Source organism: Streptomyces sp. NPDC048483 (assembly GCF_040651455.1).
Taxonomy (GTDB): domain Bacteria; phylum Actinomycetota; class Actinomycetes; order Streptomycetales; family Streptomycetaceae; genus Streptomyces.
In genome coordinates, this window is record NZ_JBEZJZ010000039.1 from 48,348 (window position 1) to 63,550 (window position 15,203).

Annotated in this window: 14 protein-coding genes; 1 reads left to right on the forward strand and 13 read right to left on the reverse strand. The window is 72.6% G+C overall.

Annotated features, from left to right (window positions below):
* Positions 1-12: 12 nt before the first annotated feature.
* From AB0D04_RS20875 to AB0D04_RS20935, 13 genes are all read right to left on the reverse strand, one after another.
* A complete protein-coding gene (locus tag AB0D04_RS20875; protein ID WP_362705233.1) occupies positions 13-1,017 on the reverse strand; it encodes a glycoside hydrolase family 6 protein in 1,005 nt (334 codons plus the stop codon).
* Between the two features lie 252 nt (positions 1,018-1,269).
* Positions 1,270-1,854, reverse strand: a complete 585-nt coding sequence (locus AB0D04_RS20880; RefSeq protein ID WP_362705235.1) for a hypothetical protein — start codon at positions 1,852-1,854, stop codon at positions 1,270-1,272.
* Positions 1,855-1,976: 122 nt separating this feature from the next.
* Positions 1,977-2,756 carry an HAD-IIA family hydrolase gene (locus AB0D04_RS20885; RefSeq protein WP_362705238.1) on the reverse strand — a complete coding sequence of 260 codons (780 nt, stop codon included), beginning with the start codon at positions 2,754-2,756 and terminating at the stop codon, positions 1,977-1,979.
* Between the two features lie 149 nt (positions 2,757-2,905).
* A complete protein-coding gene (locus AB0D04_RS20890) occupies positions 2,906-4,423 on the reverse strand; it encodes an alkaline phosphatase family protein (protein WP_362705241.1) in 1,518 nt (505 codons plus the stop codon).
* A 119-nt stretch (positions 4,424-4,542) separates the two neighbouring features.
* Positions 4,543-5,610 (reverse strand): 2-aminoethylphosphonate ABC transporter substrate-binding protein, encoded by a 1,068-nt coding sequence (locus AB0D04_RS20895; RefSeq protein WP_362705244.1) that lies wholly within the window; start codon positions 5,608-5,610, stop codon positions 4,543-4,545.
* 108 nt (positions 5,611-5,718) lie between these two features.
* Positions 5,719-6,516, reverse strand: coding sequence for an ABC transporter permease subunit (locus AB0D04_RS20900; RefSeq protein ID WP_362705247.1), 798 nt, complete (start codon positions 6,514-6,516; stop codon positions 5,719-5,721).
* On the reverse strand, positions 6,503-7,513 hold the full coding sequence (locus AB0D04_RS20905; RefSeq protein ID WP_362705249.1) for a 2-aminoethylphosphonate ABC transporter permease subunit: 1,011 nt from the start codon (positions 7,511-7,513) through the stop codon (positions 6,503-6,505). The genes AB0D04_RS20900 and AB0D04_RS20905 overlap by 14 nt, the downstream gene beginning before the upstream one ends.
* Positions 7,506-8,669: an ABC transporter ATP-binding protein gene (locus AB0D04_RS20910; RefSeq protein WP_362705252.1), complete on the reverse strand. Its 1,164-nt coding sequence runs from the start codon at positions 8,667-8,669 to the stop codon at positions 7,506-7,508. Before AB0D04_RS20910 ends, AB0D04_RS20905 begins: the two co-directional genes overlap by 8 nt.
* Before the next feature lies 1 nt (position 8,670).
* Positions 8,671-9,345 (reverse strand): phosphonatase-like hydrolase, encoded by a 675-nt coding sequence (locus AB0D04_RS20915; protein WP_362705273.1) that lies wholly within the window; start codon positions 9,343-9,345, stop codon positions 8,671-8,673.
* 185 nt (positions 9,346-9,530) lie between these two features.
* The gene (locus AB0D04_RS20920; RefSeq protein ID WP_362705255.1) at positions 9,531-10,652 is read right to left on the reverse strand and encodes a TIGR03364 family FAD-dependent oxidoreductase; all 1,122 of its coding nucleotides are present in this window, start codon (positions 10,650-10,652) and stop codon (positions 9,531-9,533) included.
* A 170-nt stretch (positions 10,653-10,822) separates the two neighbouring features.
* Positions 10,823-11,587, reverse strand: a complete 765-nt coding sequence (locus AB0D04_RS20925; protein ID WP_362705258.1) for a GntR family transcriptional regulator — start codon at positions 11,585-11,587, stop codon at positions 10,823-10,825.
* A 42-nt stretch (positions 11,588-11,629) separates the two neighbouring features.
* On the reverse strand, positions 11,630-12,547 hold the full coding sequence (locus AB0D04_RS20930) for a hypothetical protein (protein ID WP_362705261.1): 918 nt from the start codon (positions 12,545-12,547) through the stop codon (positions 11,630-11,632).
* A 180-nt stretch (positions 12,548-12,727) separates the two neighbouring features.
* Positions 12,728-13,867 (reverse strand): ROK family transcriptional regulator, encoded by a 1,140-nt coding sequence (locus AB0D04_RS20935; RefSeq protein WP_362705263.1) that lies wholly within the window; start codon positions 13,865-13,867, stop codon positions 12,728-12,730.
* A gap of 85 nt (positions 13,868-13,952) precedes the next feature.
* Here AB0D04_RS20935 and AB0D04_RS20940 point away from each other — a divergent pair, with 85 nt between their 5' ends.
* Positions 13,953-15,068 (forward strand): Gfo/Idh/MocA family oxidoreductase, encoded by a 1,116-nt coding sequence (locus tag AB0D04_RS20940; RefSeq protein ID WP_362705275.1) that lies wholly within the window; start codon positions 13,953-13,955, stop codon positions 15,066-15,068.
* Positions 15,069-15,203: the final 135 nt, after the last annotated feature.

The following is a 15,203-nucleotide window of genomic DNA, read 5'->3' on the forward strand; positions in this document are numbered from 1 at the left end:
CGTCTCCCGGCGCTACCTCTTGGCATTGCGGGCCAGTTCCAGGGCGTAGTGCGGCCACCACTCGCCCGCCTTGGGCCCCTTCTTGCAGGTGCCGTCCGACTCGCCCGGTCGCTTGATCCACAGGTAGGCGGCTATCTGCGGGTCGCCGGTCCTGGTCGTGGGCGGGGTGCCCAGGGCGCGGCCGGGCGGGTTGCACCAGTTCTCCGGGTCGTCGCCGCCGGGGGTGGGTCCGTTGCCGTTGCGGCTGGTGTCGATGACGAAGGGCTTGCCGCCGACCAGCGCGGACAGCCGCTTGCCGTAGGCCGTGTTCTCCTTGGTGGTCTGGTAGTTGGATATGTTCAGCGCGAAGCCGTCGGCCCGGTCGATGCCGGCCCGCTTGAGCGGCTCGGCCATCCGGCCCGCGTCCCTGATCCAGTGCGGATTGCCGGCGTCCAGATAGACCTTGGTGTGCGCCAGCCCCTTGAGCTTGCCGACCGCCTCCGTCAGCAGGGCGTAGCGCTCCTCGTGGAACTGCGGCGGGGTGCAGGTGTCCGCGATGTGCGGCAGAGCATCGGGCTCCAGGATGACGGTGGTGGCGCGGTCGCCTATGCCCTTGAGGACGCCGTCCAGCCAGGCCCGGTACGCATTGCCGTCCGCGGCGCCGCCCCGGGAGTAGCTGCCGCAGTCTCGGTGCGGGATGTTGTAGAGCACCAGCAGCGCCTCCCGGTCCGCCTTGGCGGCCGCCTCGGTGAAGCCGCGCGCCTGGCCCTCCGGGTCGTCGACGCCTATCCACTCGGCGACCGGCTGCGCCGCGATCTTCTGCAGGAGCCAGGCGTCGTCGGTCCTGCCGCCCTTGCCGTACGTGCGGACCTGGCGGGCCGCCTTGCCGTCGGGGTTGACCCAGAACGGGGCGATGGATCTGGGGCGTTGGGTGGGGCGGGGCGGGACTCCGCTGCCCTCTTCCTGGTCGTCGTCGGACGAGGTGCAGCCGGTGAGCAGCAGGGCCGCGAGTGTGAGAAGGAACGGGAGCAGGAGCACCCGTTGAGGCCGTAGCACGCCTGGTGGTCCGGCCACGGCCGCCCCCCGAAGACTTCCGTCGCTGTACATCCACTCCCCCTCGGAGCACAGATCCCGGCCGGCACGAGATCGCCGACCGCATTCATCGTGGCACATGGCGGGCGGACCCAACTCGGCCTGTGGACAACCGTTTGGGGCGATCGAAGCAAGCTGGGGGACAACCGCGCGCCTGGCCCCCGGGGCGTGGACGCGCGGGGGCGTGCCGCCTCCCCCTCAGCTCGCGTCCCCGCCACCCCCGCCTTCCCGTTCGCGCCGGAGCCGCAGCCGCAGGCGCAGCACCTGCCCCGCGACGACCAGGAGCGCGCCCCCGGACAGGACCAGACCGACGGCCGAAGTGCTGCTCAGCTCGCGATGGGCGGCGGCCCGTTCGGACGAGTCCCGTTCGGAGGAGGCCGGATCGGAGGAAGGTGCCTGGTGTACCCGGACCCGGACCCGGACCGTCCCGGTGGCGGTGGCGGACGCCGCGCGGCCGCCCGTCGCCGGGCAGGCGACGGTGACGGGATGCGTCCCGAGCGCGGCCTTGCCGCGGATCCGGGCGCCGCCGGCCAGGCCGTGGCCGTCCCGCCCGGCGGTGCGGGCCAGCGGCACCGTAGCGGCGAACGCCGGCGACTCGGCGGTGGCCTTCGCGGCGTCGCAGCCGCTGAGATGCAGGGTGACCGCGGCGCCGGGGGCGGCCGCGGCGGGGGTGACGGAGACCGTTCCGGTTGCGGCGCCGCGCTCGTCATCGGCATACGCGGGCGCCGTCGTCACCACGCACGCCGCCACGGCGGCACAGAAGATCAGTTGCGGTGAGCCCATGGTGAACCTCCGAATACTCCGAAGGTCCGCCCGCGCGGGGCAGTCCGCATCCGGGACGGCCCGGCGCTGCACCGTTCCAGTGAGTGTCCGGGCGTGTGCCGCCCGGCCGGCCGGTCGGCCGGTCAGACCAGGTCGACGATGTCCGCGATGGAGTCGACGACCCGGGAGGGCCTGAACGGGTGCCGCTCGATCTCCTCGGGCCGGGTCAGGCCGGTCAGCACCAGGAACGTCTCCATGCCCGCCTCGAGGCCGGCCAGCACATCGGTGTCCATCCGGTCGCCGATCATGGCGGAGGTCTCGGAGTGGGCGCCGATGACATTCAGTCCGTGCCGCATCATCAGCGGGTTGGGCTTGCCGACGAAGTACGGCTCGACGCCCGTCGCCTTGGTGATCAGTGCGGCCACCGACCCGGTTGCGGGCAGCGGCCCTTGGGGCGAGGGGCCCGTCTCGTCGGGGTTCGTCGCGATGAACCGGGCCCCGTCGTTGATCAGCCGGATCGCCTTGGTCAGCGCCTCGAAGGAATAGGTCCGCGTTTCGCCGAGCACGACGTAATCGGGGGCGTGGTCGGTCAGGACGTAGCCGATGTCGTGCAGGGCGGTGGTCAGGCCCGCCTCCCCGATGACGTACGCCGTGCCGCCCGGCCGCTGCTCGTCCAGGAACTGCGCGGTGGCCAGCGCGGACGTCCAGATCGACTCCCAGGGCACCTCCAGACCGATGCGGTTCAGGCGGGCCTGCAGGTCACGCGGGGTGTAGATGGAGTTGTTGGTCAGTACGAGAAACGGCTTGCCCGATTCGCGCAGCCGCTTGATGAAGGCGGAAGCCCCCGGGACCGGGATGCCCTCGTGCATCAGGACGCCGTCCATATCGGTGAGCCATGACTCGATCGGCTTGCGCTCTGCCACTGCCGGACTCCTGCCGTACGTGTAGACCCGATGCGTCGGCCGCCCGCCCCGGGTCACCCGGGTGGCCCGCGGCTCGCACGTGCGGCCGACGTGCCCACCCTAAGTCAGGGGGGTGCGACCGTGCCCCCGCCGATCACGGGGAATCCGGGTCAGCCCGTCGTGAGCTTGACCCCGTCGATCGCCCAGTACCAGTCGTTGCCCCCGGTGTACCGGAAGTGGAACCGGGCGCTGCGTGCCCCGGCCGGGACATTGAGCGCGAGGGTCTCGCACCGGGCGAGGGCATCGGCGGTGTAGGTCGTGAGGGGGGTGGGGGTGCTGTCGTCGTAGGAGACCAGGACCTCGGCCTTCTGGGTGCCCTCCTGGAGGTAGTGGGTGGTGTAGGTGAGGGTGGCCGTGGTGGCGTCGGGGAGCGGCCAGGCCGGGGTGATGAGGGTGGAGTCGAAGGTTCCGGTGACGGGTCTGTCGGACCATTCGTCGCCGTCCGCGACCGCGAAGACGCCACGGGCGCGGACGTTGGACTCGCGCTGCTGGTCGGGGGCGGCCCTGGTCCAGAACTCGTCGGTGGTGAAGGACCAGCCGCGCCACTCGGTGACGCCTCCCCCGCCCATCGTGCGGTTGTCGACCGACCAGCCGGCGGGCGGGGTGTGGGTGAAGCCCAGTACGGAACCGTCCAGGCCGGTTTCGTCCACCGCCGTGCCCAGCTCCGTGCGCAGGGCGTCGAAGTCGTCGGCGAAGGACTCGTGGAGGGGGCGGCCGTCCAGCTTCCAGGCGGGGTAGGCGGGGATGCCGAGGTGGCGCAGGGCGGTGGCGGCGATGTCGACGAGCCGTACGTCGTTGCGGAGGGTGCCGGCGGGGAGGCCGGAACCGGTGGCGATCACAAAGGTCTGGCGTTCGGCCCAGGTGGAGCCGCCGTGGCCACCGGGGTCGGTGTGGCCGTGGTCGGCGGTGACGAGGACGAGCCAGTCCTCGGAGCCGTAGGAGGGGCGGGACCTGAGGGCCGCGAGCAGTTCACCCACCTGGGCATCGGCGCCGTGCAGGGCGTCCAGATAGGCCTGGCTCGCGGCGCCCGAGGAGTGACCCGCGTGGTCGACGTTGTCCAGTTGGACGAAGACCGCGTCGGGGTTGCCGTCCTTGAGCTGGGCCACGGCGCGGGCGGTGGTGCCCTTGTCGTACTCCGCCTCGGGGGTGGCGATGCGGGTGTCGACCTCGGCGGAGAAGATCCGGTCGGGGATGGGGGCCCAGGAGGCGATGGCGTAGGTACGCAGCGCGGGGCGGGCCCGCTCGATACGGGTGAGGAAGTCGGGGTAGGTGGTGTAGTCGGCGCCGGTGAAGCTGTTGTCCTTGACGCCGTGTTTGTCGGGCCAGACGCCGGTGATGATCGTCGACCAGCCGGGGGCGGATTCCGTACGGGCCATGGGGGCGGCGTAGAGGCTCGTGGGGGCGGTGATGCCGGCGGCCATCAGACCGTCGAGGGCGGGGGTGTCGGCGTCCTTCACGCGGTCCAGGCGGCCGGCGCCGTCCAGGCCGATGACCAGGACCTTGGGGGTGGCCGAGGGCCGGGTGGCGGCTCGGGAACGGCCGGCGAAGGGGCCGGTGGCGAGGGCGGCGGCGGCCAGACCACCGGTCGCGCCGGTGAGCCAGGCCCTGCGGGATATCGCTGGCGGCATGGGTGTCCTCCGGGGTGCGGGAAGCGGAGCGGACTACGCAGACGTGCCTACGACAGCGTCAATTCTCCGCCACAGCAGGCGAGTTGACGCAGATTGATGGAGGGCGGACCGATGAACGGTCAGCTGCCCGTGGCCGTCTTCCAGGCCTTGACGTACGAATCCAGGTTCTTGTCGATGTCGTTCCAGTCGGGACGGAAGACGTCGACACCCTGCATGATCTTGGCGAGGGCAACGGCGTTGGCATCAATGGCCTGGATGTCCTTGCGGGCGGCGAAGCCGCCGCCGACCGAGGACACCTCCTTCTGGACGTCCTCGGACAGCAGGTGGTCCAGGAACTTCTTCGCGTTGGCGCTGTGCGGGGCGTCCTTGACCAGGCCCGCGGCATAGGGGAGCGCGAAGGTGGAGGGCTTGCCGCCGGACTGTGCGGCGGGGAAGAAGATGCCCTGGTGGGGCATCGACTTCATGTTGGCGTAGTTCATCTGGACATCGCCGTTGGCGACCAGGAGTTCGCCCTTGTCGGTCTTGGGGGCGAGCTGGCCGGTGGAGGAGGACGGGCCGACGTTGTTGGCCTGGAGCTTCTTGAGGAACGCCATGGCCGGGCCCTGGCCGCCGAAGTCGTGCATGGTCTTGATCAGTACGGCGGTGCCGTCGCCGGCGACACCGGGAGTGGAGTACTGGAGCTTGCCCTTGAACCTGCCGTCCGTCAGATCGGACCAGGCCTTGGGCGCCTGCTTCAGCTCCTTCTTGTTGTAGATGAAGCAGAAGTAGTTGTTGACGACGGAGGTCCACTTGCCGTTCGGGGCCTTGTCGTCGGCCGCGACCTGCTCGGAGCCCCTGGGGCGGTAGGTGTCCAGGAGGCCCTTGCCGTCGGCCTGCTGGATGAACGGGGGAAGCGTGACCACGACATCGGCCTTGGTGTTGGCGCGTTCGCGGGCCAGGCGCTGGACGGCGGCGCCGGAGCCGCTCTCGACGTAGTTGACCTTGATGCCGGTCTTCTTCTCGAAGTCCTTGAAGACCTTGTCGTAGAAGCCGTCGCCCGTCTCGCTCTTGAGGCCGTCGGCGCTGTAGACGGTGATCTCTTTGGCATCGGGGTCGGCGGACGAGGCGCCGCCGCAGGCGGTGAGCGAGGCGCCGAGGGTGAGGGCGCAGAGGCCGGCGGCGAGCGGCGTGCGGAGGGGGCGGGACATCGCGATGCAACTCCTAAGACGTTCACGGTGTTCAGAAAGGAGAGGACGAACGGAGGCAGGCCGAGGAGGGGATGGGGAAGGGGAAGGGGAAGGGGAAGGGGAAGCGGGCTACCGGTAGGAGGCCTTGGTGCGGATCCGGGAGACGGCGAGGAGGACGAGGAGGGTTGTGGCCATGAGGGCCACGGCGAGGGCCGCGCCGGTGAAGAGGGAGCCGCGGTCGGTGGCGGCGAAGATCTGGACCGGGAGGGGCATCCAGTCGGGGGGATAGATCATCATCGTGGCGCTCAACTCGCCCATGGAGAGGGCGAAGCACAGGCCCACGGCCGCAGTCAGTGAAGGCAGGAGCAGGGGGAGCTTGACGCGCCTCAGGACGTACGCGGGGCGGGCGCCGAGGCCGGCGGCGCTCTGTTCGTACACCGGGTCGAGACGGGCGAGGGCAGCCGTCACGGACTGGTAGGCGAAGGCGGTGACCAGGACCGTGTGGGCGATGATCACGATCTGCGGGGTGCCATTGAGGAGGAAGGGGGGCCGGGAGAAGGCCACCAGGAGGGAGAGGCCGACCACGACGGAGGGGACCGCGACGGGCAGCATGAACAGGGCGTCGAGCAGGCGCCGGGTGCGGCGGCCGAGCTTTTCCGCCGCCAGCGCCGCCCAGGTGCCGGCGGTGAGCGCGGCCAGGCCGGCGGCCAGTGCGGTCAGGACGCTGGTGGTCAGGGCATGGAGGGAGTCACCCCGCCCGATGTCCTGATAGTGCGTCAGGGTCGCACCTGAAGGGAGGGCACCGCTCCAGCTGGTGGCGAACGATGCGGCGACGATCACGAGGAGGGGCAGCGCGAAGACGGGGACGAAGAGAAGGAAGAAGAGGGTGTGGACGGCCCGGCGGGCGGCCTTGCTATGCACCAGCACGATGCGGCGCACCTCCTGCACGTGAGCCCGTACGGGACGCCACGGTCCGGTACAGGGCGTAGAGCGCGACGGACAGGGCGATGTTGATGACGGCGACGACGCAGGCACCGGTGTAGTCGCCGTCGAGGATGGCCTTGGTGTAGACGAGCATCGGCAGGGTGACGACGTCCTTGGCGCCGGTGAACAGCACGATCCCGAACTCGTTGAGGCACAGGACCAGGACCAGTGCGCCGCCCGCGGCCAGCGAGGGCAGTGCCTCGGGCAGGATCACCTTCCGTACGATCCGCCAGGGCCGCGCGCCCAGGGACGCGGCGGCCTCCAGCTGCCCGGTCTCCACCTGCGAGAAGGCGGCCAGCAGGGGCCGCATCACAAACGGGGTGAAGTAGGTGACCTCGGCCAGCAGTACGCCCCAGGGGGTGTGCAGAAAGTTCAGCGGGCCGGTGGCGGCGCCGGTCACATCCGTCCACAGGCCGTTGGCCACGCCGACCGTGCCGTAGAGGAACAGCAGCGCGAGGGTGATCAGGAAGGACGGGAAGGCGAGAAAGATGTCGACGAAGCGGCTGAGGGCCTTGCCGCCGGGGAACGGCACAAAGGCGATCACCAGGGCGAGCGCCAGCCCGAGCAGCAGGGCACCGAGGGTTGCGCCGACGGCTATCAGGACGGTGTTGGTGAGCGCTTCGCGGAAGGGGGCCTCGGCGAAGACGGTGAGGTAGGGGGCGTACGGGGCGGTGGAGCGGCCGCCGTCCTCGGGGGTGAACGACTGCCGTACCACCAGGGCGAGGGGGTAGAGAAAGACCAGCGCCAGGGCGGCGAGGGGCGGGAGGGCCCAGAGGGCCGCTCGGGTACGGGGAGGCCCCGCCGGCTGCGCGGCCGGGGTCGGGGTCAGGTCCGGCGCCGGCTCAGGATTCGGCTCTGCGGCCGTCGTCGGGGTGGGCTGAGAGTTCGGCTTCGCGGCCGTCGTGCGGGTGGTCGACCGGTCCGTTTCCGTACTAGCCATCCTGGTCACCGTCCCCGCCGATCCCCGCCGGGACGAGGACGCCGTCCTCGGGGGCGAAGTGCAGCGCGATCTCGTCGCCGAGGGCCGGGGTTTCGCGCAGTTCGCGCAGGTCGGCCATGACGCGGTGGCCGTCGACGTCCACGTACAGGCGGTGGGTCGCGCCGCGCCACTGCACCTCGGTGATCTTGCCGCGGAGCGTGTTGCCGTCCGCGCCGGGGCTGTTGCCGAGTCCGACGAGATGCGGGCGTACGCACAAGGTGGCGGCGGCGCCCTCGGCCACGCCGTCCACGGGCATGGTCAGCGTGCGGCCGGCGAAGCGGACGCCGTCGCCGGCCACCGTGACCGGCAGCAGATTCGCGGTGCCGACGAACGACGCGGTGAACTCGGTGCGCGGGCGCCGGTAGAGCTGCTGCGGGGTGCCGCAGTCGCGCAGCCGGGCCCGGTCCATCACGGCGATCCGGTCGGCCAGCGTCAGCGCCTCGATCTGGTCATGGGTGACGTAGAGGATGGTGACGTCCGGCAGCTCCCGGTGGAGACGGGCGAGTTCGGCGAGCATTCCGGAACGGAGCTGGGCGTCGAGGGCGGAGAGCGGTTCGTCGAGGAGCAGGACACCGGGGCGGATGGCCAGGGCGCGGGCGATGGCGACGCGCTGCTGCTGGCCGCCGGACAGCTCCCGGGGATGCCGGCCGGCGTAGGCGGCCATACCGGTCATCTCCAGCGCCTCGGCGACCCGCCCCGCGATCTCGGCGCGCGGCACCTTCTGCGCCTTGAGGCCGAAGGCGACGTTCTCGGCGACCTTCATGTGCGGGAACAGCGCGTACTGCTGGACGACCATCCCGATGCCGCGCTTGTACGGCGGCAGCCCGGTGACGTCCCGGCCGCCGATCAGCACCCGCCCGGAGAGAGGCCGGACGAATCCGGCGACAGTCCGCAGCGCGGTGGTCTTGCCGGAGCCGGACGGACCGAGCAGCGCCATCACCTCGCCCGGCTCGACGGTGAGGGAGAAGGAGTCCAGGACGATGTTCCCGGCGCCCCTGCCGTTCCCGCCGTTCCCGCCGTTCCCGCCGTTCCCGCCGTTCCCGCCGTTCCCGCCGTTCCCGCCGTACGCCACGGACACATCGTCGAAGCAGATCCCGGCCTCCGGGGCGGCGCCCATGTCAGACCACCCCCACCAGGGCGGGCAGTTCGGCGACCGAGCCGAGGACGTGGGTGGCGCCCGCCGCGGTCAGCTGCCCCTTGTCGTGCGCCCCGGTGAGCACCCCGGCCACGATCGAGGCGCCCGCCCGGCGCCCGGAGAGCATGTCGTACGAGGTGTCGCCGGCAACCGCGATCTGCCGTACGTCATCGGCGGCGCCGGTGCGCAGCAGGGCAGCCAGCACCATGTCGGGGTAGGGGCGGCCACGGCCTTGCGCATCGGCCGGGCACAGCGTCACTCCGACGAGGCCGCGCCAGCCGAGCGCGTCCAGGATGGCGTCCTGGGTGACGCGGGCGAAGCCGGTGGTGAGCACGACGGTACGGCCCGCCGCCTGCAGCGCCTCGATGGCCTCGCGGGCGCCGGGGACCGGCGCGATCCGGCCGCCGTCGACCAGCTCCCCGTACGCCTCCTCGAAGGCCCTGTTGGCGAGCTGGGCCGCGTCCTCGTCGCCGAACAGATGCCGGAAGACGGAAATCTTGGACTCGCCCATGGTGGCGCGGACATAGGCCAGTTTCTCGGTGTGGCCGGCGCTGCCCGGCTCGACGCCCAGGCGCTGCGCCGCCGCGCCGAAGGCCTGCTCGACGAGGCCGCCGTCGGCGACGGTGGTGCCGGCCATGTCGAGGACGACCAGCCGGATCGCGTCGGTGACCGAAGGGCTGTACGTGCCAGGAGTGCTGTGCGTGTCTGGAGTGCTGTGCGTGTCCGGAGTGCTGTGCGTGTCCAGAGTGCTGTGCGTGTCCGGAGTGCTGTGCGTGTCCGGAGTGCTGTGCGTGTCCGGAGTGCTGTGCGTGTCCGGAGTGCTGTCGGTGTTCGTCAACCGGCTCACCATCCCAGTTCGTTCGCGGTGGTTTCGGCGATCGCCGGGGAGCAGGTCATACCGCGCCCGCCGGGGCCGGTGACCAGCCAGACGCCGTCGCGGGCCTGCTGGCGGTGGACGACGCGGGTGGTGTCGGTGCACTGCGCGTACACCCCGGCCCAGCGGCGGCGGATGCGCGGCAGCGGGCGGCCCAGGATCGACTCGACGACGCCGGTCAGATGCTCGTACGGCTCCTCGACGGTGTCGAAGGCGAACGGCGTCTCGTACTCATGGGTGTCGCCGATGGTCAGGCCGCCGTCGGCGCGCTGCACCATCAGCAGCTGCATCTTGTGCTCGGCGGCGGTCGGCGCCTGAGCCTGGCCCGTGTTGAGCGCGTCCAGGGCGTCGCTGCGGTACGCCGGGTAGTAGCGGAAGCTGTCGGCGTCGGCGACGGAGGTGGTCAGCGGCTCGCCGAGCGGGTCGGTCTGCATCATCTGGAGGCGTACGCGGCGCACCGGCAGGTCCGGGATCAGCTCGCGGACCAGGCCGCCGAGCCAGGCGCCGGTGCACAGGACGACCGCGTCACCGTGGTGGGTGTCGCCGTGGTCGTCGCGTACGGCGCGCTCACCGACCACCTCGCGGACCTCGCGGCCGTCGAGGTAGGTGTACCGGCCTGACCTCAACAACTCGGATTTCAGGGCGCGTTGGGCGATGCGCGGCTCCACGGCAGCGTCCCGCTCGCACCACAGGGCGCCGGTGAACCCGCCGCGCAGTGCGGGGTTCAGTTCGCGCGCCTCTTCGGCGGAGAGCAGCCGGTAGCCGCGGGCGGCGGCGTCGGGGCGGCGGGTGGCGGCCTCGGCGACGGCCCGCTCCGCCTCGTTCTTGACGACGGTCAGCGAGCCGATGGCACGGAAGCCGAGCTCGGGGACCCGGGCGCCGATGCCCTCCCACAGTTCACGGGCGCGCAGCGCGGTGGCCAGTTCCTCACCGCCGGCCCGGCCGCTGACCCAGATCTGCCCGAAGTTGCGGACCGAGGCGCCACGGGCCTCGGCCTCCCGCTCGATGTGCAGGACCTGATGGCCCCGTTCCACTGCATGCCAGGCGTGCATGGTGCCCAGCACACCGGCTCCGACAACTATGACTCGCATGCCCCAGACGGTCCTGGCGGCGGGTGACCCGGAACGGTCCGCCTGGCGACGGAACGGTGAACAGGGCCTCAAACTTGGCCTAGACCCGTTATCTTGTCGTGATCTAGCCGGTATCTTATGGGCGATTCAGGAGGGTTCGTTCTGCGCTGACGGCCGGGGTGCCGTACGGCTCAGCCCGGCGTCCCCAGGTGCGTGGTGAACGAGAACCGGTCACCCCGGAACAGCGAACGCACCCGCTCCAGGGGGCGGCCCCCGGTGTCCCGCGACAGCCGGTGGATCAGCAGCATCGGCAGCGCGCCGGGAGTGCCGATCAGCAGGGCCTCGCGCGGGGTGGCCAGGACGGTCTCCAGCCGCTCGTCCGCGTCGCCGAAGCCGATGCCGAGCCGGTCGTGGAGGTAGGCGTAGAAGGAGGAGTCGGGGGTGAAGTCGGTGTCCAGGTCGGGGACCCGCTCGGCGGCGACGTAGGTGCTCTCCAGGCCCACCCGCTCGTCGTCGGCGAGCAGCACCCGCTCCATGTGCCATACGGAATCGCCCACTTGGAGCCCGAGGTCGGCGGCGAGCGGCGCCGGGCACGGGAAGCGGTCGAGGCCGACGAGATGACGGCCGGGGGTGCGGCCCTGGCGGCGGACCCCCTCGGTGTAACTGGCGAGGGAGAGAGGCTGCTCCATCTTGGGGCCCGCCACGACCGTGCCACGTCCCAGGCGGCGCAGCCGTCCCTCCAGGATCAGTTCGCGCAAAGCCTGGCGCAGCGTCTCGCGGGACACCTCGAAGCGCAGCGCCAGGTCCCGCTCGGCCGGGAGCGGTTCGCCCTCACCCAACTCCTTGAGCAGCGCGGCGATTTCGACCTTCGCCGCGTAGTACTTGGGAATGCGTCCGTGCTCGGGGATGCCGGACCGGATGGGTGCGCCAGGTTCCTGGCCGTACTCGTACTCCACCCGGTGATCCTCGCATTGCGCGGGACCGGCGAAGGTGGCGGCTCAGCGGCGCAGCCGGCGGGCCCCGGCCAGCGCGAGGCCGCCGGCGGCGAGCAGGGCCGCGGCCGCCAGGGACAGCGGCCGTACCGGGCCCTGGGCGGTGGCGGCGAGTTCCTGCGGCGGGACGGGTGCGGCGGGGGTCTTCTCCGGGGGGAGCGGTGCGGAGGAGGCGTCCGGCCGGCCGGCTTCGCCGGATTCCTCGGACCTGCCGGATCGGCCGGCTCGGACGGCGAAAGGGTAGGGGACGGACTGGCCGATCCATTCGCCGTCGCTGCCGCGGCGCTGGACGGTGGTGACGGTGGCGGTGATGCGGTCCGGGACGGTCTCCGGGGCGAACCGCAGCCGGACCGGGACGGCCAGCGTCCCCTTGGCCGGCACGGACAGGCCGCCGCCCGGTGCGCGGCCGCTCCCCCGCTCCCCGGACCCGCCGGGCTCGCCGGGCTCGGCGGTCCCGCCTGACTTGGCGAACACGCCGACCTGTTCCTCGTGGTCGGTGGCCTCGAAGGGGACCGCGCGCCAGTCGCCGTCTGCCGGGTCGCGGTACTCCAGGCGGATCCGTCCGGGCCGCAGGCCGTGGTGGGCGGCGGCCAGGACGACGACGGGGTGGACGTCCTCGCAGACGGCGTCGGTGGTGTTGCGCAGTTCCAGCCGCCAGGTCCGCCAGCCGCCGCCCGCCGGGTAGGTGGCGGGGCCGCCGTACACCCGGGAGGCGAGGGGGAAGTCCGTACTGTCCGGGCGGCCGCAGAAGACGGTGGGGACGGGGCCGTGCGCCGGGGCGAGGGCGGCGGCGGTCGTGCCGAGTGCGCCGGAGAGCAGGCCGACGGCGAGCGCGCCACGGGCCGCGCGGTGTCCCGCAAGGGCCGCCGTACGGGAGAGTGCCTTCCTTACGGTGCGCGGGCGGCGTGCGCCGGGCGGATGCATGGCGATCGGTCCTCCGTGCTCGGGGGCGCGGGCAGGGCACCCCAGGGAGCCTGCCACGCCCGCCGCGCGGCGCCGGGCGGGCCCGACGGCGGATGCACCCGCCCGGCCGACGGATCCCGCCTTATCAGCTGACTTTCCGCCGATGACGGTTGGCCGGGCGGCAGGGCCGGCCCCCGGGCCTCAAGAGACCTCCCGGCCCGCCGCCAGAGCGGGATGCCGCGGCCCGAACAGCGGCGCCAGCACCAGCTGCGCCGCCCCGTCCGCGACCGCCCGCGCGCCGCCAGGGGCGAGCGCCACCGGCACCGCCGCCCCGGCCCCGCCCCGCGTACGGGCCTGTTCGGCGAGGACCTCGGCCACGCCGTTCGTGAACCCCTCGGGGTGCTCCAAGACGGTGCGCCCGCCGAGCAGTACCCGGTCGATGTCCAGCAGCTCCACCAGGTTGGCCGCGCCCACGCCCAGCACCCGCGCCGCCTGAGCCAGGTCGCCGCGCGCCACCGCCGCCAGGCACAGCGCCTCGATACAGCCGCGCTTGCCGCACCCGCACACCGCGCCGTCCAACTGCACCGCCTGGTGGCCGAATTCACCGGCCCCGGTGCGCGGTCCGCGGTGCAGGATGCCGCCCAGCACCAGCCCGGCCCCGAGTCCCGTCCCCAGGTGCAGATACGCGAACGACCGGGCCGCTTCGGGTATCCCCTGCGCCAGGCCGAGGGCCGCCGCATTGGTGTCCTTGTCGAGGACGACGGGCAGGCCGAGGCGTTCGGCAAGTGCGTCCCGCAGGGGAAAGCCGTCCCAGTGGGGCGCGCCGGTGACCCGGTGCAGCACCCCGGTGGTGTGGTCCAGCGGGCCGGGGCAGGCGACCCCCACGCCCAGGACCAGCGGCCCGCCGGCCTGTGCCCGCAGCGCCGCGACCTCGCGTTCGGCGGTGGTCAGCACCTGCTCGGCGCCCGCCTCGAAGGCGAGCGGGGCACGGCGCTGTGCGACCGGCTCGCCCGCGAGGTCGGCGAGCACGGCGGTGAGCTCATCGCGGTCCAGGTGGAGCCCTATCGCGTGCCGGGCGCCGGGGACCAGCCGCAGCACCGTAGGGGGCTTGCCGCCGGTCGAGGCGCGGCGGCCAGCCTCGCCCGCCAGCCCGTCGGCCCGCAGCCGTGCGGTGATCTTGCTGACGGCCTGCGGGGTCAGTCCCGTGGCCGCGGCAAGCTCGAGCCGGCTCACGCCCTGCTCCCCCGCCGCCCGCAGCAGCCCGAGCACCAGCGCGGCGTTGTGCCCGCGCAGCGCGGGGAGGTTGACGCCGGGATTCCCGGCGAGTTCGTTACGCGTCACCCGTCCATTGTCCCCACCACTTGCACTTTGGCAACAGCGTTGCTTAAGTGGGTTCATGAGCGAGACGAGTGGAGTCATGAGCGAGATGAGCGCGACGACCGATCCCGCGGGCCCGCCCGGCGCCCCCCACGCCCCGCTCCGCGTCGGTCTCATCGGCTACGGCCTGGCCGGCTCGGTCTTCCACGCCCCGCTGATCGCCGCCACCGAAGGCCTGGTCCTCGACACCGTCTCGACCGCCAACCCGGAGCGGCAGGCGCAGGCCCGCACCGAGCACCCCCAGGTCCGTACGGCCGACACCCCCGAGGCCGTGCTCGACCGCGCCGCCGACCTCGATCTGATCGTCCTGGCGAGCCCGAACAAGACCCACGTCCCCCTCGCCACCGCCGCCCTGAAGGCCGGGCTGCCGGTGGTCGTCGACAAGCCGCTCGCCGCAACCGCCGCCGAGGCCGAGGCGCTCGCCGCCCTCGCCGCCGACCGCGGCCTGCTGCTGTCCGTCTTCCAGAACCGCCGCTGGGACAACGACTTCCGTACGGTCCGCAAGCTCATCGAGGACGGCACCCTCGGCGACGTCCAGCGCTTCGAGTCCCGCTTCGAACGCTGGCGGCCGCAGCCCAAGGGCGGCTGGCGCGAGTCCGGCGACCCGCTGGAGATCGGCGGCCTGCTCTACGACCTCGGCAGCCACCTCGTCGACCAGGCGCTGACCCTCTTCGGCCCCGCCGTCTCCGTGTACGCCGAGTCCGACGTCCGCCGGCCCGGCGCGGAGGCAGACGACGACACCTTCATCGCCGTCACGCACGCGGGCGGCGTCCGCTCGCATCTGTGGGTGAGCGCCACCACCGCCATGCTGGGCCCGCGCTTCCGGGTGCTGGGCAGCCGGGCGGGCTATGTGAAGCACGGCCTGGACCCGCAGGAGGCGGCGCTGCGGGAGGGCCTGCGGCCCGGTACCGAGGGCGCGAAGTGGGGCGTGGAGCCGGAGTCCCGCTGGGGCCGGCTCGGCGCCGGGGCGTCCCCGCAAAGCGGCGGCGCCGAGCCCGTACCGACCCTGCCGGGCGACTACCCCGCGTACTACGCCGCGGTGGCACGCGCCCTGCGGGAGGGCGGCGACCCGCCGGTCACCGCCCTCGAAGCCGCGGAGACGCTGCGCGTCCTGGAGGCGGCCCGGCGGTCGGCGGCCGCGGGCCGCGTGGTTCCGCTGGGCTAGGGCTGCGCTTTGCCCGGGCCTCACGTTGTCGGCCGTCCCGCCGTGGTTGCCTCCGCAGCTGCTCCGCCACGACCTGCGGGCCGCCGACGCAGCGCCGGAGGACGGCCTCGTCTCCCTGGGACTCAGGGGCCCGCC

Coding starts and splice junctions, on each gene's coding strand:
- AB0D04_RS20880 (WP_362705235.1), bottom strand. CDS start 1,854: ATGGGCTCACCGCAACTGATCTTCTGTGCCGCCGTGGCGGCGTGCGTG.
- AB0D04_RS20890 (WP_362705241.1), bottom strand. CDS start 4,423: ATGCCGCCAGCGATATCCCGCAGGGCCTGGCTCACCGGCGCGACCGGT.
- AB0D04_RS20895 (WP_362705244.1), bottom strand. CDS start 5,610: ATGTCCCGCCCCCTCCGCACGCCGCTCGCCGCCGGCCTCTGCGCCCTC.
- AB0D04_RS20905 (WP_362705249.1), bottom strand. CDS start 7,513: ATGGCTAGTACGGAAACGGACCGGTCGACCACCCGCACGACGGCCGCG.
- AB0D04_RS20910 (WP_362705252.1), bottom strand. CDS start 8,669: ATGGGCGCCGCCCCGGAGGCCGGGATCTGCTTCGACGATGTGTCCGTG.
- AB0D04_RS20920 (WP_362705255.1), bottom strand. CDS start 10,652: ATGCGAGTCATAGTTGTCGGAGCCGGTGTGCTGGGCACCATGCACGCC.
- AB0D04_RS20930 (WP_362705261.1), bottom strand. CDS start 12,547: ATGCATCCGCCCGGCGCACGCCGCCCGCGCACCGTAAGGAAGGCACTC.
- AB0D04_RS20940 (WP_362705275.1), top strand. CDS start 13,953: ATGAGCGCGACGACCGATCCCGCGGGCCCGCCCGGCGCCCCCCACGCC.